Origin of the sequence: Nocardioides sp. (assembly GCF_044226765.1) — a bacterium.
Classification (GTDB): domain Bacteria; phylum Actinomycetota; class Actinomycetes; order Propionibacteriales; family Nocardioidaceae; genus Nocardioides.
The window spans coordinates 136891-156057 of record NZ_JBGAGJ010000005.1 but is presented as its reverse complement, the minus strand read 5'-3'; the positions used below and the strand labels follow the sequence as shown (position 1 = coordinate 156057).

16 protein-coding genes are annotated in these 19167 nt (G+C 71.9%); 4 read left to right on the top strand and 12 right to left on the bottom strand.

All coding sequences use genetic code 11. From position 1 onward, the window contains the following. Nucleotides 1-13: 13 nt before the first annotated feature. Nucleotides 14-1414, bottom strand: coding sequence for a DUF2252 domain-containing protein (locus ACILRH_RS12840; protein ID WP_395693856.1), 1401 nt, complete (start codon nucleotides 1412-1414; stop codon nucleotides 14-16). Continuing rightward, a complete protein-coding gene (locus tag ACILRH_RS12835) occupies nucleotides 1411-2151 on the bottom strand; it encodes a hypothetical protein (protein WP_395693854.1) in 741 nt (246 codons plus the stop codon). The genes ACILRH_RS12840 and ACILRH_RS12835 overlap by 4 nt, the downstream gene beginning before the upstream one ends. A gap of 168 nt (nucleotides 2152-2319) precedes the next feature. Between ACILRH_RS12835 and ACILRH_RS12830 the strand changes: the two genes are divergently transcribed. Then, nucleotides 2320-2931 carry a LysM peptidoglycan-binding domain-containing protein gene (locus tag ACILRH_RS12830; RefSeq protein ID WP_395693852.1) on the top strand — a complete coding sequence of 204 codons (612 nt, stop codon included), beginning with the start codon at nucleotides 2320-2322 and terminating at the stop codon, nucleotides 2929-2931. A gap of 11 nt (nucleotides 2932-2942) precedes the next feature. Further along, nucleotides 2943-3476 carry an Rv3235 family protein gene (locus tag ACILRH_RS12825; protein WP_395693851.1) on the top strand — a complete coding sequence of 178 codons (534 nt, stop codon included), beginning with the start codon at nucleotides 2943-2945 and terminating at the stop codon, nucleotides 3474-3476. 188 nt (nucleotides 3477-3664) lie between these two features. On the opposite strand, the gene secA is transcribed toward ACILRH_RS12825, so the two are convergent. Next, nucleotides 3665-6475, bottom strand: a complete 2811-nt coding sequence (secA, locus tag ACILRH_RS12820) for a preprotein translocase subunit SecA (RefSeq protein ID WP_395693849.1) — start codon at nucleotides 6473-6475, stop codon at nucleotides 3665-3667. 140 nt (nucleotides 6476-6615) lie between these two features. Between secA and ACILRH_RS12815 the strand changes: the two genes are divergently transcribed. Continuing rightward, nucleotides 6616-7203: a TetR/AcrR family transcriptional regulator gene (locus ACILRH_RS12815; protein WP_395693847.1), complete on the top strand. Its 588-nt coding sequence runs from the start codon at nucleotides 6616-6618 to the stop codon at nucleotides 7201-7203. Between the two features lie 13 nt (nucleotides 7204-7216). After that, complete coding sequence (locus tag ACILRH_RS12810; protein WP_395693845.1) at nucleotides 7217-8326, top strand: glycosyltransferase; 1110 nt, start codon at nucleotides 7217-7219, stop codon at nucleotides 8324-8326. Here ACILRH_RS12810 and ACILRH_RS12805 read toward each other — a convergent pair. From ACILRH_RS12805 to ACILRH_RS12765, 9 genes are all read right to left on the bottom strand, one after another. Then, nucleotides 8280-9476: a winged helix-turn-helix domain-containing protein gene (locus ACILRH_RS12805; protein WP_395693843.1), complete on the bottom strand. Its 1197-nt coding sequence runs from the start codon at nucleotides 9474-9476 to the stop codon at nucleotides 8280-8282. The genes ACILRH_RS12810 and ACILRH_RS12805 overlap by 47 nt on opposite strands. A gap of 218 nt (nucleotides 9477-9694) precedes the next feature. Beyond that, the gene (locus ACILRH_RS12800) at nucleotides 9695-10378 is read right to left on the bottom strand and encodes a response regulator (protein WP_395693842.1); all 684 of its coding nucleotides are present in this window, start codon (nucleotides 10376-10378) and stop codon (nucleotides 9695-9697) included. A 115-nt stretch (nucleotides 10379-10493) separates the two neighbouring features. Further along, entirely contained in the window at nucleotides 10494-11126 is a 633-nt protein-coding gene (gene hpf / locus ACILRH_RS12795; RefSeq protein WP_395693840.1) for a ribosome hibernation-promoting factor, HPF/YfiA family, read from the bottom strand. 361 nt (nucleotides 11127-11487) lie between these two features. Beyond that, a complete protein-coding gene (locus tag ACILRH_RS12790; protein ID WP_395693838.1) occupies nucleotides 11488-12270 on the bottom strand; it encodes a ComF family protein in 783 nt (260 codons plus the stop codon). An 83-nt stretch (nucleotides 12271-12353) separates the two neighbouring features. Then, on the bottom strand, nucleotides 12354-14084 hold the full coding sequence (locus tag ACILRH_RS12785; protein ID WP_395693836.1) for an LpqB family beta-propeller domain-containing protein: 1731 nt from the start codon (nucleotides 14082-14084) through the stop codon (nucleotides 12354-12356). Between the two features lie 44 nt (nucleotides 14085-14128). Then, nucleotides 14129-15760 (bottom strand): MtrAB system histidine kinase MtrB, encoded by a 1632-nt coding sequence (gene mtrB / locus ACILRH_RS12780; RefSeq protein WP_395693834.1) that lies wholly within the window; start codon nucleotides 15758-15760, stop codon nucleotides 14129-14131. Nucleotides 15761-15767: 7 nt separating this feature from the next. After that, complete coding sequence (gene mtrA, locus ACILRH_RS12775) at nucleotides 15768-16493, bottom strand: MtrAB system response regulator MtrA (protein WP_395693833.1); 726 nt, start codon at nucleotides 16491-16493, stop codon at nucleotides 15768-15770. Nucleotides 16494-16728: 235 nt separating this feature from the next. Further along, nucleotides 16729-18171 carry an adenosylhomocysteinase gene (gene ahcY / locus ACILRH_RS12770; protein ID WP_395693829.1) on the bottom strand — a complete coding sequence of 481 codons (1443 nt, stop codon included), beginning with the start codon at nucleotides 18169-18171 and terminating at the stop codon, nucleotides 16729-16731. Between the two features lie 54 nt (nucleotides 18172-18225). Further along, a complete protein-coding gene (locus ACILRH_RS12765) occupies nucleotides 18226-19155 on the bottom strand; it encodes a DUF808 domain-containing protein (RefSeq protein ID WP_395693828.1) in 930 nt (309 codons plus the stop codon). Between the last annotated feature and the right edge of the window lie 12 nt (nucleotides 19156-19167).

The following is a 19167-nucleotide window of genomic DNA, read 5'->3' as shown; positions in this document are numbered from 1 at the left end:
GGCCGGAGCGACCTCAACCCTCCGCGGCCGGGAGCGCCCCGCCGGCGATCGCGGCGACGACCGCCGCGTGGTCCTGGTCGTTGAGGTCGGCGTAGCCCTGGGCGAACTCGGCGATCGCCTGCTCGAACCGGTCGCTCTTGCCCAGGTAGGCGGCGATGGTGACGCGGTCGCCCGAGCGGGCGTGGGCGCGCGCCAGGGTGGTGCCGCACAGCCGTCCGTAGAGGTGCATGCCCGTGGGCAGCATCTGCTCGACGGGGAGGGACGCCTTCCAGTCGCGCAGCTGGCGCAGGTAGTAGTCCCGCTGCACGCCGGTGACGTCGACGCTGCGCTGCCAGCCCAGGAACGGGTCGCTGACCGCCTGCATGAGCAGCTGCCCGGCCACCACCCGTTCGCCCTGGTTCTCGAACGCGCTCGCTCCCGCGTAGGGCGCCAGCACCGACTCCTGGGCCTCCTTCGCCTGCAGGAACAGCCAGTCGGTGCCGTCCAGCGACTCCAGGAGCAGGACCCAGGCGCGGGTGCCGACGCTGCCGACACCGACGACCTTGCGGGCGACGTGGACCAGCCGGTACTGGTGCAGCAGGTGCCGCCGGTTCGACGGCAGGGTGGCGGCGTAGTCGTCGATGACCCCGTTCAGCACCTCGTAGATGTCGTCGACCGCGTGGTCGGGCAGGAGCTCCTCGACGGGGACGACCAGGGGCGGGTCGCTGAGGATCCGGCGCCGCCCGTCGACGACGGTGGTCAGCTTGCGCATCGCCTGGGCGGTGTCGCGACTGCGCGCCTTCTTGAGGATCGCCACGACCGCCTCGTAGCGCTCCGGCACGAGGTGCTCCTTCGCCCGCGCCAGGTCCTCGTCGATGCGCACGTGCGAGTACCAGACGTCGCGCAGCGGCTGCCGGGCGAACTCGCGCATCGCCACGCGGTACGCCGCCGCGGTGGCCGTCAGGATCCTGCGCCGCTCCTTGCGACCGTAGCCGTTGGCGCGGCCCGCGATCTCGATGCTGGTCACCAGCCGCTTCACGTCCCACTCGAACGGGCCCGGGAGCGTCTCGTCGAAGTCGTTGAGGTCGAAGACCAGGTTGCGCTCGGGCGAGGCGTAGATCCCGAAGTTCGCGAGGTGCGCGTCACCGCAGAGCTGGACGGCGATGCCGCTGCTGGGGGTCCTGGACAGGTCGGCGGCCATGGGCAGCGCCGCCCCGCGGTAGAAGGCGAACGGGCTGGACGCCATCCGGGCGTGCCGCACCGGCAGCAGCTCCTGCACCCTGGTCTCGCCCTGGGCGGCGATGAGGGCCACCACGTCGCGGTCGTCCCCGGGATCCAGACGCGCCAGCTCCTCGAGCGGGACCTCGGCGCGGTTGGCCTTGCCGCGCCGCACCATCTCCTCGCGGGACCGCGAGGTCGTCTCGGTGGTCGTCATGCGCCTCCTCCTTCGGGGGTGGCGGCCCGCACCTCGTGGCGCCAGGCCGGGAGCATCAGGGCGGCACCGATGAAGAAGCACACGGCGCCGAACAGGGTGCCGCTCACCGCGAGTGCGTCGTCCACGAGGTTCCCGCTCGGGAGCACGAAGGCCGCGACGGCGGACAGCATGAACAGCACCGAGCCCAGCATGTTGACCCACGCGATCTGCCCGGGGAGGGTCCGGAGCTGGGCGCGGATCCGATGCTCCTCGAGGGCGAGCAGGGCGAACGCGCTCGCGACGAGGAACAGCGTGGAGCCGAGGAAGTCCGGGCGCCAGACCTGCTGGTCCTCGTCCTGGAAGCTGGTGTAGTCGGCCAGGGCCGCGAACGTGGAGACGTTGAAGAAGAGGGTGCCGGGGAACTGCGTCACGGCCGCGAGCCAGTTGCGGTCGTGCGGGAGCCACGCCCGCCAGCGCACCCGCGTGGGCCGGTGCTGCCCCACCTCGTCCACGCCGGTCATCTCCGGCGTCTGGGCCTGGAGCAGCTGCCCGAGCGAGGCCGAGGTGAAGAAGATCGACCCGACGAAGTAGGTCACCCCGTCGACGGTGGTCCCGACGGCGTCCAGGTACGCCGGCACCGAGCCGATGACGAAGCAGGCAGAGCCGATCATGAACAGCACCGCGACCAGCCCGTTGAGCCGGATCGGGGTCAGCCAGCGCGCTGCACGGGCCTGCTGGACGTCGCCGCCCTGGGACATGGCGCTCCTCTCGAGAACAGGTCGCAGTGTCGTCGCCCCACGGGTCGCCCGCACCACCCGGACCGGGTGACGCGCCGGGTCGCACCGCTGTGGACGAACAATTGACTCCGAGCGTTGACTGACGCAGAGTGAAGCAAACGTACGCAAACGCAATGAACGGGTCTCGGGATGGTCGCTCCGCTTCACCGGTGTCTCGCCACCTGGTGCGCGACGACCGCGCCGACGGTCGCCCTCGGGCTGTGGCTGGCCCGGGTCGCCGCGGCACCCGCCGGCGGCTTCGACGGGGCGCTGGTCCGCTGGTGTGCCGTCGTGGGGGCGGTCGCGACCTGCTGGCTGGTCGTCGTCGCCACCGCCGTCGCACTCGAGGCCCGGGGCGGCCCGGCCGCCCGGGTGCCGGGGGTGCCCGCACCGCTGCGGCGGATCCTGCTGCTGGCGTGCGGGGCGGTCACCGTCGCCGGCCTGGCCGTGCCGGCGAGCACCGCGTCCGGCGGTGGCGAGGCACCGCCGCGGACCGCTGCTCGCGTGGTGGCCGCCGCCCTCGCCGGCCTCCCGCTGCCCGACCGCCCTCACGGGCGCGCGCACCAGCGGGGGCCCGAGCAGCGACCGACCGTCACCGTCCGCCCCGGGGACACGCTCTGGGACCTCGCCGCCGAGCACCTCGGCGACGGCGCGCGGTGGCCCGAGCTCTACGCCGCCAACCGGGACGCGGTCGGCGCCGACCCCGACCTGATCCGGCCGGCCGTCCGGCTGCGGATCCCCGGCCACCCGACGTCTCGGTGAAGGAGAGACCGATGCACCAGCGAACCCGGCACGACGGCAACGACAACGTCCTGCGGATGCCGTCGCCGGCCACCCCGCTCGCGAGCGTGCAGGGCACGCTGGCGCTGGACCTGCAGCCCCGCTACGAGCGACCGGACCCACCCCGGCCCGGGGCGCGACGCCCGGTGGCGGACGTGATCTCGATCGACGCTCCGCTGCGCCGCGGGCTCGAGCAGTGGGCGGGCCGCTACGTGCAGGCCGCGGTCGAGATCGTCGGCGGCGACCGGCCGGTCACCCAGCTGCTGCGGTGGAGCTCCCGGGAGGTCTACGAGGACCTCGACCGGCGCGCACAGCTGGTCGCCCGGGCCGGTCGGCACCAACCCGGCCACGGACGCGTCCAGCCGGTCCGGCCACGGGTGGTCGGGGTGCACACCTGCTTCCTGGACCACGACCTGGTCGAGGTCAGCGCGCACGTCCGCTACGGCGACCGCTCCCGTGCGGTCGCCGCCCGCTTCGTCCACCTCCCCGACCAGCGCTGGCGCTGCACCGCCCTGGAGTTTGCTTGAGCAGCGTCGCTCAGGCAGGTCGAGTGCGCCCGCGACCGACGCAGGAGGTCGCGACGGCGAGTATCGAGACCCGGTGGGTCGACCGACAGCAGTGACCGCTGCGGTCACCGCCGTCCGTCGGCGCACCTGGTCTCGATACACCGCCTCGTCCCTCGGCGGCACTCGACCAGCGACGGACGACGGTCCACCTAGCTGACCCGCGCGGTCAGCCCCGTCGGCCCGCCCGGGCGGCCGTGGCACTGCTTGAACTTCTTGCCCGAGCCGCAGGGGCACTTCTGGTTGCGGCCGACGCCGGCGTACTCGTCGTCCTCGATCGCGACCGCACCACGCACCTCGGCCTCGCCGTCCTCGCTGGGCGCGGAGTAGGCGAGACCGCGCGGCTGGTTCGGCCGCTCCAGCCCCTTGGCCCGGATCTGCGGCGCCTCGCGCGAGGCACCGGCGTCGGGGACGGGCTGACGCATCGGCTCGACGACCTGCGGCTCCTCGACGACCTCCTCCTCGGCCTCGACCTGCACGTCGAGGTTGAACAGGAAGCCGACCGACTCCTCCTTGATGCCGTCCATCATCGCCGTGAACATGTCGAAGCCCTCGCGCTGGTACTCCACCAGCGGGTCGCGCTGGGAGTACGCACGCAGGTAGATGCCCTCGCGCAGGTAGTCCATCTCGTAGAGGTGCTCGCGCCACTTGCGGTCGAGCACCGACAAGACGACGCGACGCTCGAGCTCGCGCATCACCTCCGAGCCGATCTCGGCCTCGCGGCGCTCGTAGGCCTCGTGGGCGTCCTTCTGCAGGACCTCGACCAGCTCCGCGCGGTCGAGCCCGTCGCGGCCGCCGGCCTCCTTCTCCAGGACCTTCCAGTCCACGCCGACCGGGTAGATCTGGCGCAGCGCCGTCCACAGGGCGTCGAGGTCCCACAGCTCGGGGAACTCCTCGGTCGCACCCTCGACGTAGCCGCGCACGGTGTCGTCGAGGAAGCCGCGGATCTGCTCCTGCAGGTCCTTGCCCTCGAGGACCTCGCGCCGCTCGGCGTAGATCACCTTGCGCTGGCGGTCCATCACGTCGTCGTACTTGAGGACGTTCTTGCGGGAGTCGAAGTTCTGCGACTCGACCTGTCCCTGGGCGCTGGCGATCGCGTTGGTGACCCGCTTGTTCTCGATCGGGACGTCGTCCGGGATCTTCAGCACCTGGAGCACGCGGTCGACCCAGTCGGACTTGAACAGCCGCATCAGCTCGTCCTGCAGCGACAGGTAGAAGCGGGACTCGCCCGGGTCGCCCTGGCGTCCGGAGCGGCCGCGCAGCTGGTTGTCGATGCGGCGCGACTCGTGCCGCTCGGTGCCGACGACGTAGAGGCCGCCGGCCGCACGGACCTCGTCGTGCTCGTTGCCCACCTGGGTCTTGATCCGCTCGACGGTCGCCGGCCACTCCGACTCGTACTGCTCGGCGGTCTCGCCCGCGGGCTCGAGGCCCTTCTTGCGCAGCTCGAGGTCGGCGAGGAACTCGACCGAGCCGCCGAGCATGATGTCGGTGCCTCGACCGGCCATGTTGGTCGCGACGGTGACCGCGCCCTTGTGGCCGGCCAGCGCGACGATCTTCGCCTCGTCGGCGTGCCGCTTGGCGTTCAGGACCGTGTGCGGGATGCCGCGCTTGGTCAGCTTGCCGGAGAGGTGCTCGGACTTCTCGACCGACACGGTGCCGACCAGGACCGGCTGGCCCTTCTCGTGCCGCTCGGCGATGTCCTGGACCACCGCGTCGTACTTGGCCTCCTCGGTGCGGTAGACCAGGTCGGGCTGGTCGACGCGGGCCATCGGCTTGTTGGTGGGGATCGGCACCACGCCGAGCTTGTAGATCTTGTCGAACTCCGACGCCTCGGTCATCGCCGTGCCGGTCATGCCCGAGAGCTTGTCGTACATGCGGAAGTAGTTCTGCAGCGTGATGGTGGCGAGGGTCTGGTACTCCTCGCGGACCTCGACGCCCTCCTTGGCCTCGATCGCCTGGTGCAGGCCGTCGTTGTAGCGGCGGCCGGCCAGCATGCGGCCGGTGTGCTCGTCGACGATGAGCACCTCGCCGTTCATCACCACGTACTCCTTGTCGTGGTGGAACAGCTCCTTGGCCTTGATCGAGTTGTGCATGAAGGAGATCAGCGGCGTGTTGACCGAGTCGTAGAGGTTGTCGATCCCGAGGTGGTCCTCCACCTTGGTGATGCCGGGCTCGAGCACCGAGATCGTCCGCTTCTTCTCGTCGACCTCGTAGTCGACGTCGCGCTCGAGCCGGCGCGAGATCTTCGCGAACTCGTCGTACCAGTGGACCTCGTCCTGGGTGGGGCCGCTGATGATCAGCGGGGTGCGCGCCTCGTCGATGAGGATCGAGTCGACCTCGTCGACGATCGCGTAGTGGTGGCCGCGCTGGACGCACTCCTCGATCGAGCCGGCCATGTTGTCGCGCAGGTAGTCGAAGCCGAGCTCGTTGTTGGTGCCGTAGGTGATGTCGCACGCGTACGCCGCGCGGCGCTCGGCCGGGGTCATCTCGGGGAGGATCACGCCGACCTCGAGCCCGAGGAAGTGGTGGATCCGGCCCATCATCTCGGACTGGAACTTGGCGAGGTAGTCGTTGACGGTGACGACGTGGACGCCCTTGCCCTCGAGGGCGTTGAGGTACGCCGGCAGCGTGGAGACCAGGGTCTTGCCCTCACCGGTCTTCATCTCGGCGATGTTGCCGAGGTGCAGCGCGGCACCGCCCATCACCTGCACGTCGAAGTGGCGCTGGCCGATGACCCGCTTCGCGGCCTCGCGCACGGTCGCGAACGCCTCGGGCATCAGCGCGTCGAGCGACTCGCCGCCGGCGAGCCGCTCCCTCAGCTCGGCGGTCATGCCCTGGAGCTCGGCATCGCTCATGGCGACGAAGTCGTCCTCGATGGCGTTGACCGCCTGCGCGACGGCCTCGAGCCGGCGAATGATCTTGCCCTCGCCGATGCGGAGGATCTTGTCGAGAATGGCAGGCACGTGAGTCGGACTCCCTGAAGTCGTAGGCGCCCGCCACTCTACCGAGCCGGTGAAGCCGGCCCTAACCGCGAGCGCGGACCAGCAATTTCATGTGCATCACCGTTGACACGAACCATCATTCGGTGTCAACTGGGACTCTCATGAAAACCACCCGCCGCTACACGATGACCGCTCGCGCCGAGTCTGCCGAGCGCACCCGGGTGCGCATCCTCGACGCCGCGGTCTCCCTCGCCGACACCGCGTTGCTGGCCGACATCTCGCTGGAGGACGTCGCGACCGAGGCCGGGGTCAGCGTCCAGACGGTCCTGCGCCGCTTCGGCAGCCGGGCCGGGCTCTTCGAGGCCGCCCGCGACCACGCGGTCGCGGACGTCACCGAGGAGCGCCGGACCCCGGTCGGCGATGTCGACGCCGCCGTCCGCACGGTGGTCGACCACTACGAGCGTCGCGGCGACGGCGTCGTACTGAAGCTGGCCCAGGAGCGGACCGACGAGATGATCCGCACGATCACCGCCGAGGGTCGCGCCCTGCACCGCACCTGGGTGGGTGAGGCGTTCGCGCCGTACCTGCCCGACGATCCTGAGGCGCACGAGGCCCTCGTGGATCTGCTCGGCGTCGCCACCGACGTCTACACCTGGAAGCAGCTGCGCCGCGACCGCGGTCTCAGCCGGGCCGACACCGAGGCGCGGATGACCTCGTTGGTCCGGGCCCTCCTCCCCCACGCCCGCTGACCCGGAGGTCCTCATGTCCCGCATCCTGTTCGTCACCTGGGACGGCGGTGGCAACCTGCCGCCGGCCACGGCCCTCGCCCACGAGCTCGTGCGGCGTGGGCACTCCGTCCGGTTCCTGGGTCACGCCACCCAGGCCGCACAGCTGCGCGCCGAGGGCTTCGAGTGGGTGCCGCCCCAGCACGCCAGGTCGTTCGACCGCTCCCGGGACTACCACCCGCTGCGGATGCTCAGCGTGTTCGCCGACACCGGTCTGGGGCACGACCTCCTCGAGGCGGTCGCCGAGCGGCCGACCGACCTCGTCGTCGTGGACTCGTTCATGTTCGGCGCGATGGACGCCGCCCGCCGCGCCGGGGTCCGGTACGCCGTGCTCGAGCACATGTACGCGGCGGCGTACCGGTCCGGCATCCTCGGCGGACCGATGGGACTGAACCTGCGCGTGCGCCGGCTGCGGCCCCAGCTGGCCCTCGACGCCGCCGGCCTGCGGCTCCTGATGACCCTCCCCGAGCTGGACCCCGCGCCCGCGGTCCCGAACCTGCGGCAGGTCGGGCCGCTGGCCACCTGGTCGCCCGCCGTGGAGCGCGAGCCGACCGTCGTGCTGGGCCTGAGCACCTTCGGCTACCCGGGCATGACGCCGGTCCTCCAGCGCCTGGTCGACGCCACCGAGGGACTGCCCGCCCGGGTCCTCGTCTCGACCGGGCCGTTGGTCGACCCGGCGGCCATCCGGGCGCGACCCGGCGTCGAGGTGCACCGGTGGCTCCCGCACCACGAGACGCTGCCCGGAGCCTCGGTCCTGGTCACCCACGGCGGACACGGCTCGACGATGGCCGGCCTGGCCCACGACCTCCCGCTGCTCGTCGTCCCGCTCGACGGCAAGGCCGACCACCGGTTCGTGGGGCGCAGCATCGAGGCTGCAGGGGCCGGACGGGTGGTGCCCCGGCGGGCGCCCGTCGACAGGCTCCACGAGGCGCTGCGCAGCCTGGTGGAGGAGCCCTCCTACCGGGCGGCGGCGGGCCGCCTGGGGGCGGCGGTCCGGGCGACCGACGCGGTCGGCGACGGCGTCCGTGCGCTCGAGGCGCTCATGGACGCAGCACCGGCGCCAGGTCGCCCCGCGGCTCGACCGTGACCGTCGCCAGGCCGAGCCAGTCGGCGAGCCGGCGCAGCTCGGTCGCGAGCTCGTCGGCGGTCTCGGCGGGGGCGCCGGGCTCGGCGTACGCCGCCTTCACCACCAGGCGGCCGGCCCCGGCGTCGTGCTGACGGTCCGCCTTGAGGTCGACCCGCGCGGCGATCCGGTCGCCGAGCAGGAAGGGCAGCACGTAGTAGCCGTGCACCCGCTTGTCGGCCGGGACGTAGATCTCGATGCGGTAGTGGAAGTCGAACAGGGCCTCGGTGCGCGCCCGCTCCCACACGACCGGGTCGAACGGGCTCAGCAGCGCGCGGGCGTGGAGCCGGCGCGGCAGCCGGGCGTCGCGGTGGAGGTAGGCGGGCCGGCGCCAGCCCTCGACGCGGACCGGCAGGAGCTCACCCTCCTCGACCAGCTCGTCGACCGCGGTGGCGGTGTCCGCGACCGACATCCGGTAGTAGTCGCGCAGGTCCTGCACGGTCGCGACGCCGTGCGAGCGGGCGGCGCGCCGCACCAGCTCGCGGTGGGCGTCCGCGAGCGGCGGCGTGGGCGCGGCGAGCACCTCGGCGGGCAGCACCCGCTCGGGCAGGTCGTAGCGGATCTCGAACTGGGTGTTGCGGCCGGCGATCGCCACCTCGCCCGTGAGGTACAGGTAGTCGAGCGTCTTGCGCGTCTCCGACCAGTTCCAGCCCCAGTTGTCCTTGGCCCGCGGCAGCCCGTCGTCCAGATCACGCGCGGTGGACGCCCCTCGGTCGCGGATCTCGGCCAGCAGGTTGCGCTCGAGGTCGTGGTCGTCGGCGACGAACCCCCACTTGCCGCGCTTGGCGCGGTACGACGCCATCCGGTGTCGCATCACCGGCCACAGCTCGACCGGCATGAACGCCTGCACGTGCGCCCAGTACTCCACCAGCCGCCGCGGGCGGCGCTCCGCCGCCCGGCGCAGCAGCTCGACGTCGTAGGGCCCCATGCGGGAGTAGAGCGGCATGAAGTGCGCCCGCTGGAGGACGTTGACCGAGTCGACCTGGAGCACCCCGGTCCGCTCGACGGTGCGCTGCAGGGTGCGCATCGTCGGCGGCTCGTGCGGGCGGTCCAGGAAGCCCTGGGCTGCGAGCGCGACGCGGCGCGCCTGGGCGAGGCTCAGGGACTCGGGCACGAGGTGACCCTAGGCGGAGGGACCGACAGCAGACGACCTCCGGTGGTCGAGCAGCGAAGGCGTTCTGCGCCTGAGCGCGCGTCGAGACCCCTGACGGCCCTCATGCTGCTTCCCGGCTCGCCGCTGTCTCGATACGCCGGTCGCGACCTCGTTCCTCGGTCGCGCGCCTACTCGACCTGGCTCCTGGGCCTAGGACTGACCTCGTTCCTCGGTCAGTCCTAGGGGAGCTCAAGCAGCTTCTCGCGGACGGCGTACATGACCGCCTCCATGCGTGAGTGCAGCTGCAGCTTCTCCAAGATGTTGCGCACGTGGTTCTTGACCGTGTTCTCGCTGATGAACAGCTCCTTGGCGATCTCCCGGTTGTTCATGCCGCGCGCCACCAGCCGCAGCACCTCGAGCTCGCGGTCGGTCAGCCGCAGGCCCGGGACGTGGTCGCGCTCGGGACGCGACATCTGCTTGAACTCGTCGATCAGCTTGACCGCCATCGACGGGCTGATCAGCGACTGGCCGTCCGCAACGACCCGCACGGCCTGGGCGACCTCCTCGATCGAGGAGTCCTTGAGCAGGTAGCCGGACGCCCCGCTCTTCACCGCCTCGTAGAGGTCGGCCTCCTCGTCGGAGACCGTCAGCATGATGATCTTGGTGATCGGCACGGCCTCCTTGATCGCCAGGCACGCCTCGATCCCCGACCGCTTGGGCATCCGGATGTCGAGCAGGACGACGTCGGGTGCGGTGGTGGCCGCGAGCGTGGTGCCCTCGACCCCGTCCCCCGCCTCGCCGACGACGTCGATGCCCGGTTCGACCGCCAGCAGCATCGTCAGGCCCCGCCGGAAGAGCTCCTGGTCGTCGACGACCAGGACGCGGATCGGCTCGCGCTCGGCGTCGGTCCTCTGCTCGGCCACGGGGGCATCATGACACGAACGGGTGGCCCGTGGGGGTCGCCTCGGAGGGTGGGAACGGCGAAGGGGTGGCCCGTTCGGGCCACCCCCAGCTCTGTCGCGACGCTCTGGCAGCCGCTCAGGCCTCGCCCCCCAGGTCCAGCGAGATCACGCCGTAGTCCCAGCCGCGGCGGCGGTAGACGACCGACGGGCGCTCGCTCTCCTTGTCGACGAACAGGTAGAAGTCGTGGCCGACCAGCTCCATCTCGTAGAGCGCCTGGTCCAGTGTCATCGGGTCCGCGACGTGGGTCTTCTCGCGCACCACCAACGGGCCGTCACCGGTCATCCCGACCGGCCCGACGGACCGGTCGGTCGTGGTCACCTGGTCGTCGTCGAGGTCACCCTCGACGGCCTCGCCCGGCGTCCCGGCGAGCGCCTGCCCGACCGAGACCGGCGTCCGGCGGCCGCGGTGCACGCGCCGGCGGTCGGCAGCGCGGCGCATCTGGGCGGCCATCTTGTCGACGGCGAGGTCCAGGGCGCCCATCTTGTCGGCGGCAACCGCCTCGGCGCGGATCACCGGTCCCTTCGAGAGCGCCGTCAGCTCCAGGCGCACCGCTCGATCGGCCTGCCGCGGGTTCTTCTCGCACTCCACCTCGACGTTCATCCGGATGATGCGGTGGTCGTGCTTCTCCAACCTCGACAGCTTGTCCTCCACGTGACTGCGGAACCTGTCCGACAGCTCGCAGTGACGTCCGGTGACCACAACTTCCATCTGAACCTCCCGTTGCAACAGTTGGTCTCGGCAGCTACCTGCGTCCGAGGGCTCTGAGCGCCCCGACGACAGGAAGAGGAGTCCGTCCGGCCGACCTGGTCTTCGACCCCACAACCGCCTGCTGAGACGTTCGCAGCTTCTCTGCCACTACTGGCCTTCTCCCGGCCGGCGTCGCATCTGACGACGAGGACGGGGCAGGACTTACCACTAAGCCGCACCGTGATCCCGCACCCCGCGTGAGCGGAGCACGGTTACGTGGACCGTTTCGCCTGCGACTGGCATCGGCTTGCCGACCACTCGCCCGGGACCCGGGCGCCTGGACGACGCAACCACGGACCCGGACGGACTCCATGCATAGACGTTAGTCCGTGGGCCCTGACGACGAAAGGGGCAGGGGGCCCGCACCCGCCTCGGCACCGGCGTCGTCGGCCCGGTTGCCGCCGTCCCGGGGCGCCCGGGTCCGGCGGGTGGCCGCGACGGCCGCCACGGCGGCCACCGGCAGGCCGACCGCCTCGAGCGCGCGCTGGGCCTCACGAGCGGTCGCGCCGGTCGTGATGACGTCGTCGCAGACGACGAGCCGGGCTGCCGGACGCAGCCGGGCCAGCCGGCGCAGGGCCGGCGCGGGGCAGCGCAGCGAGCCGTCGAGGTTCCGCGCCCGCGCCTCGGCACCGAGCCCGGACTGGTCCTGCAGTCCGGGCCGGGTCCGCAGCAGCGGTACGGCGAGCGCGTCGAGCCCCGCCGCCCGCAGCATCCCGGCGGCGCTCCGGGTGACCGCGGCCGTCGGGTCGTGGCCCCGGGCCCGCACGGTCGACGGCCGCGACGGGACGGGCACCAGGACGACCGTCTCGTCCACCGGCACCGCGGCGGCCACGGCGAGCACCAGCAGCCGGGCCAGCGGGCGGCGCAGGGAGAGGACCCTCTGCTCCTTGTGGGCGAGGACGAGGGCGCGCACCGTCCCGGCGTACTCGTCGGCGGCCCACGGAGGTGCGAGCCCGGAGGGGACCGGCGTGGGCCACGCCGGCCGGGCGCGGGTGGGCAGCGCCGCGTCGCACCCCTCGCACAGCGCCCGGCCGGCGCGACCGCAGCCCGCGCAGCAGCCACCCAGGAGCAGGTCGAGCGCCGCGTCCACGAGGTCCCGACTCACGCGGTCGATGCCACCAGGAGCCACCGGCACGGGCAAGCGGCCGCGTCCGTCCTGTGGAAGCCCCCCCGGACCGGCGCCGTGGATCAGCCGACGTAGACGACGGCCCGCGTGGGCCGGGCGAACGGCGTCGGGCCGCGGTCGCCCCGGGTGACGTTCACGAGACCGGACGGGGTGACGCCGTAGACGTCCTCCCCCAGCACCGGTGACCCGGCCAGGGAGAGCACCCTCCCGTCGACGGCGGTGGCGGCCGTGTCCGGGTTCATCGGCGCGCCGTCGACCGAGGCCGGTGCCACCTCGGCGAGCGACGGCGTGAGCGCGTTGAGCACGTCGATGCTGGCGCTGGTGCGCCAGGTGATGTCGCGGATGGGGAGCGTGACGTCGTCGCCGAGCTGGATCCGCTCGGCCGGCACCGCCCCGGTCACGCGACCGTTCGACGCGTGCTCGATCCGGCTGACCAGGAGCACGTCGGTGCCGGCCCGGCGCACGACGGCCAGCAGGCGGGTCCCGTCGCGCGAGACCAGGAACATCCGCACCTGGGCACCGGTGATGCCCGGCACCCGCAGGATCGTGGGCGCGACCGATCCGTGGTCGTCCGCGTAGGAGACGACGGCGCCCTTCGCGGTCCGGTCGACCATCCACATCCGGTCGGAGAAGTCCCAGGCCGGTCGCAACAGGTCGGTCCCGCTCGCGACGGTGCGGACGGCGCCTCCCTCGGCGGCCACCGGGGCCACCACCACCGACCTGCCCTGGGCGGTCACTCCGGCCGCGGTCGTCGCGTCCAGGCTGACCCCGACCGAGCGCAGGCCGTAGGACGCCTGGCCGAGCGGGCCGCCCACCGGCACCAGCGCGGAGGGGGTGCCGGCCACGAGCCGGCCGCGGCTCAGGCCGTAGAGCAGGGCGCTCGCCTGGAAGCCGGCCGGGTCGTACTCGGCACCGCCGTCGACGCGGTAGGAGCTCACGCCGTCGGGCAACGGCACGGGCTCCCCGCCGATGGACAGCCGGATGCTCTGCACCTGCGGCTCCTGGCGCAACGTCCAGGCGAACTGCGCCATCATCAGCTCCACCGTCTTGGCCGAGAGCCGGCCGGCGTCACCGTCCAGGATGACGTCGGCGACACCGTCGTCGGACACGGTCACACCGACGGCGACCGAGAGCCCCGGGGGCACGAACGTCTGGGTGACGTGCTCGAGCCCCGGGCCCGGTCCCAGCAGGAGCGCCTGGGTGAGCGTCGTGGCGAGCTGCTCGCCGCGGGGCACGAAGACGGGCTCGGGCACCAGGATCTGGGCGGTGGGGTCGAAGAAGTAGACCGACACCTGGCGGAACAGGTTGGCGTACCAGTCCTGCGGGACGATCAGCGCGTCCGGGGCCCGCTCGATGCGCCACTGCCCGTCCTCGAGCGCCATGGGGAAGCTGACGGTGCTCTGGGACGCCGGCAGCGGGCCCTGCCAGGCGCCGCGAGCGTCGAGCCGGTCGGCCCCGACGAGCCGGACCACGACGTCGCCGCCGACCCCGCGCGGCGTGGGCGGCTCGGCGTACGTGATCGTCTCCTGCTGCGGATTCCACCGCTCGGCGGCGTCGTCGGTGAGGAAGAGCTTGGCCGTGCGGGTCTGGCTCGGGATCGCGACCATCGCGTTGATGAAGCCGCGGACGATCTCGGCGCGCGACGCGTCCTGCTGCGGCGGCAGCGGGTCGTAGTTGGGCGGTCCCTGGTCCGACGTGGCGACGGCGCTGGACCCGATCTGGTGGACCGGCCCGCTCGTCGGCATGCCGGCGCAACCCGCCAGGACCAGGCTCGCCAGGAGGACGAGGAGCACCGCCGACGGTAGGGCGACACCTCGGTCGCGGGTCGTCCGGCGGCTCACGACACCGGCTCCGTGACGTCGCCCGGCACGAGCGGGAGCGGGCTGTGCCGCAGCACGCCACCCGCGCGACGGGGCAGGGTCAGGCGGAACTGTGCCCCCTCACCGGGGCGGCCCCACGCCTGCAGCCAGCCGCCGTGCAGGTGGGTGTCCTCCAACGCGATGGAGAGGCCGAGCCCGGTGCCGCCGCTCGTCCGGGCCCGTGCCGGGTCGGCACGCCAGAAGCGGTTGAACACCATCGACGCCTCGCCGGGCGCGAGGCCGACCCCGTGGTCGCGCACGGCGATCGCCGCCGCCTGCTCGTCACCGGCCACGTGCACGACGATCGGGTCCGGCCGGTCGGCGGCGGCGTGGTCGATGGCGTTGGTGACCAGGTTGCGCACGATCCGCTCGACCCGGCGGACGTCCGCCTGCGCGAGGCACGGCTGGTCGGGGGCGTCCACGACCACCTGGACGCCGCGTTGGGCCGCCAGCGGACCGGTCGCGTCCACGATCCGGTGGGCGACGTCGACGAGGTTCACGTCGTCCAGCTCGAGCACCGCGGCCCCGGCGTCGAAGCGGCTGATCTCCAACAGGTCGGCCAGGAGGGTCTCGAACCGGTCGAGCTCGGTCTGCAGCAGCTCGGCGGCCCGGGCGGTCACCGGGTCGAACTCGGACCGGGCGTCGTGCAGCACGTCGCTGGCCATCCGGACCGTGGTCAGCGGCGTGCGCAGCTCGTGGGAGACGTCGGAGACGAAGCGGCGCTGCACCCGACTGAGCTCCTCGAGCTGGCGGATCTGGCGCTGCAGGTTGCTCGCCATCTGGTTGAACGAGGTCGCCAGGCGGGCCAGGTCGTCCTCGCCGGAGACCTTGAGCCGCTCCTGGAGCTGACCGGCCGCCAGTCGCTCCGCGACCCGGCGCGCCATCCGGATCGGCGTGACCACCTGCCGGGTCACCACCCAGCTGACGCCCGCCACCATCACCAGGAGCAGGACCGCGGCGGTGAGCAGTGCCCGGGTGACCAGGGCGAGCGTCTCCTCCTGCTCGTCGAGCGGGAAGAGGTAGTAGAGCGTGTAGCTCTGCCCGTCGGCGGGCAGCAGCACCTGGGACCCGACCACGATCCCCGGCTCCTGGACCGGGGTGCCGTCGGTGGTGGTGCGGCGGATCGTCGTGTAGGTCCACGCCGTCTCCGAGGAGCTGTCGAAGTGCTCCTCGAGCGACGTCGGCACGCTGCTGGTGTCCAGCCCCTGGGTGAAGTTCACGCCGCCGTCGGAGATCCGGCCACCGGGCAGCGCCGGGCCCACGAGGACGACCGAGAAGCCGCGGGTCTCCCCGCGCTGGATGATGATGCCGGCCAGGCTCCGTTGCTGCTGGACCGGGTCGTTGCCCGTGTCGACCGAGGTGGCGAGCAGCTCCCGGGCGCCGGTCGTCTCGTCGTTCGCCTCGGCGACGACGGCGTCGGTGCGGTGCTGGAGCAGCCCGTCCCGGGTCTGCTGGACCAGCAGCCAGCCGACCACGCTGATGACGGCCGCGGACAGCAGCACGGTGCTGATGACGACGCGGGCCTGGATCGACCGGCGCCAGAACGTGAGCCCCCGGCGGACGGACTCCGGGAGCTTCCGGGACCCGGCCGGGGAGCGGAGGTGCAGCATGACGGGCCTACGCGGTCCCGGCCTTGTAGCCCACGCCCCGGACCGTCACGACGATCTCGGGGTTCTCCGGGTCGTGCTCGACCTTGGAGCGCAGCCGCTGCACGTGGACGTTGACCAGGCGGGTGTCGGCGGCGTGCCGGTAGCCCCACACCTGCTCGAGGAGCACCTCGCGGGTGAAGACCTGCCACGGCTTGCGGGCCAGGCAGACCAGCAGGTCGAACTCCAGCGGCGTCAGGCTGATCGGGGCGCCGCCCCGGTAGACGCCGTGCCCGGCGACGTCGATGGTCAGGTCGCCGACCGCGAGGGTCTCCGGGGTCGGGGCGTCGAAGCGCCGCATCCGGGCCCGGATCCGGGCGACCAGCTCCTTGGGCTTGAACGGCTTGACGACGTAGTCGTCGGCGCCGGACTCGAGACCGACGACGACGTCGACGGTGTCGCCCTTGGCGGTGAGCATCACGATCGGCACGCCCGACTCGGCGCGGATCTCCTTGCAGACGTCGATGCCGTCGCGGCCGGGCAGCATCAGGTCGAGCAGGACCAGGTCGGGACGGTACTCGCGGAACGCACCGAGCGCCTGGTCACCCCGCGTCACCATCCGGCTCTCGAAGCCCTCCTGGCGCAGCACGATCGTGAGCATCTCCGCCAGCGAGGCGTCGTCGTCGACCACCAGGATGCGCCCCTTGGCGGCCTGGTCGACGGGTGGGCCCGACGGGGCACCGACGGCTTCGCTCATGGGGTCCATAGTGCCTCAGCCGGTGTTGACGAACCTGAGAGAGGCGGGAAAACCGGCATGTCCCGGCTCGGTGGTCGAGTAGCCCCGCGAGGAACGAGCGGGGCGTATCGAGACCCTCGGCGTCCGCGTTCGGCTCGCCGCGGTCTCGATACGCCGGTCGCGACCTCGTTCCTCGGTCGCGCGGCTACTCGACCTGGCTGCTGGAACCGGCCCGAGCAAGCTCGGGCCGGGCAGCTCAGTAGCGGTACTGCTCCGGCTTGTACGGGCCCGCCTTGTCGATGCCGAGGTACGACGCCTGGCTGTCGGTCAGGGTGGTCAGCCGCACGCCGAGTGCGTCGAGGTGCAGCCGGGCGACCTCCTCGTCGAGGTGCTTGGGGAGCACGTAGACGCCGACCGGGTACTCCTCGGGCTTGGTGAAGAGCTCCACCTGCGCGAGCACCTGGTTGGTGAAGGAGTTCGACATGACGAACGACGGGTGGCCGGTCGCGTTGCCGAGGTTCATCAGTCGGCCCTCGGACAGGACGATGATCGCCTTGCCGTCGGGGAAGGTCCACTTGTCCACCTGCGGCTTGACGTTCTTGCGGACGACGCCCTCGTAGGACTCCAGGCCGGCCATGTCGATCTCGTTGTCGAAGTGGCCGATGTTGCCGACGATCGCCTGGTGCTTCATCTTCGTCATCTGGTCGACGGTGACGACGTCCTTGTTGCCCGTCGCGGTGATGATGATGTCGGCGACGTCGAGCACGTCGTCGAGGGTGGCGACCTGGTAGCCGTCCATCGCCGCCTGCAGCGCGCAGATCGGGTCGATCTCGGTGACGATGACGCGAGCACCCTGGCCGCGCAGCGACTCCGCGCAGCCCTTGCCGACGTCGCCGTAGCCGCAGACGACCGCGACCTTGCCGCCGATGAGGACGTCGGTGGCGCGGTTGATGCCGTCGACCAGCGAGTGGCGGCAGCCGTACTTGTTGTCGAACTTGGACTTGGTGACCGAGTCGTTGACGTTGATGGCGGGGAAGAGCAGCGAGCCCTCGCGCATCATCTCGTAGAGACGGTGGACGCCGGTGGTGGTCTCCTCGGTCACGCCCTGGATGGCGTTGGCCTTGGGCGTCCAGTAGTCGGCGTTCGCCGCGAGCTGCTCGACGAGCACGTCGAAGATGACCTTCTGCTCGTGGCTGGTGGCGGTCGCCGGGTCGGGTGCGGTGCCGGTCTTCTCGGCCTGGACGCCGAGGTGCACCAGCAGGGTCGCGTCCCCGCCGTCGTCGAGGATCATGTTCGGCTGGCGGCCCGGCTCGTCGTCGGTGCCCCAGTCGAGGATCTGGCGGGTGCACCACCAGTACTCCTCCAGCGTCTCGCCCTTCCACGCGAAGACCGGGACGCCCTGCGGGTCGTCGACGGTGCCGTGCGGGCCGACCGCGACGGCGGCGGCGGCGTGGTCCTGGGTCGAGAAGATGTTGCAGGAGGCCCAGCGCACCTCGGCGCCGAGCTCCACCAGGGTCTCGATGAGGACGGCGGTCTGGATCGTCATGTGCAGCGACCCGGCGATCCGGGCGCCGGCGAGCGGCTTCTCGGCGCCGTAGCGCTCGCGCATCGCCATCAGGCCGGGCATCTCGTGCTCGGCGAGCTCGATCTCGGTGCGGCCGAAGTCGGCCAGGGAGAGGTCGGCGACCTTGAAGTCCATGTGTGCTCCTGGTCCGGGGTGCGGAAGATCCTTGGGACTCGAGCGTAGGACCCGCTAGGACTTTCCGATAAATCCTCGACGCACCCTCGTCGCTCCCGCCACCAGGGCGACCAGCACCGCTCCGAGGGCCAGGCCGAAGACCAGCGAGCACGCCGTGTTGACCAGCCAGCCCGGCACGCCGTGGTGGACGGCCGCCTCCCAGTCGTGCACCAGGTCGTACGGCGCGTGCCAGCCGAGCTCGTCGATCCCGTTGAGCACGATGTGTCCGCCGACCCACAGCATGGCCGCGACGCCGACCACCGAGATGACCGAGAGCAGGCGCGGAGTCCCGACGACCAGCGCCCGGCCGACCTTCTGCGACAGTGACGACGAGCGCTGCGCCAGCGAGAGGCCGATGTCGTCGAGCTTCACGATGACCGCGACCACGCCGTACACGGCCGCGGTGATGACCAGCGCGACGACCAGCAGGATCAGCAGGCGGCTCACGAACGGCTCGTGCGCGACCTCGTTGAGCGCGATCACCATGATCTCGGCCGAGAGGATCAGGTCGGTGCGGATCGCCCCGGAGACCATCGAGCGCTCGGCGTCCGGGCCGTCCTCGGCCGCGGTGTGGTCGTGGTGCTCGCCGCCGCGGACCGCGTGCCACACCTTCTCCGCGCCCTCGAAGCACAGGTAGGACCCGCCGAGCATGAGGATCGGCGTCAGCAGGCCGGGCAGGAACTGGCTGAGCAGCAGCGCCACCGGGAGGATGATCAACAGCTTGTTGCGGATCGACCCGACCGCGATCTTGCGGATCATCGGGAGCTCGCGGTCGGCGGTGACGCCGTGGACGTACTGCGGCGTGACGGCGGTGTCGTCGACCACGACGCCCGCGGCCTTGGCGGTCGCCCGACCGGTGGCGGCGCCGACGTCGTCCAGGGAGGCCGCGGCCATCTTGGCCAGCACCGCCACGTCGTCCAGCAGCGCGAACAGCCCTCCAGCCATGTCCGGGAGACT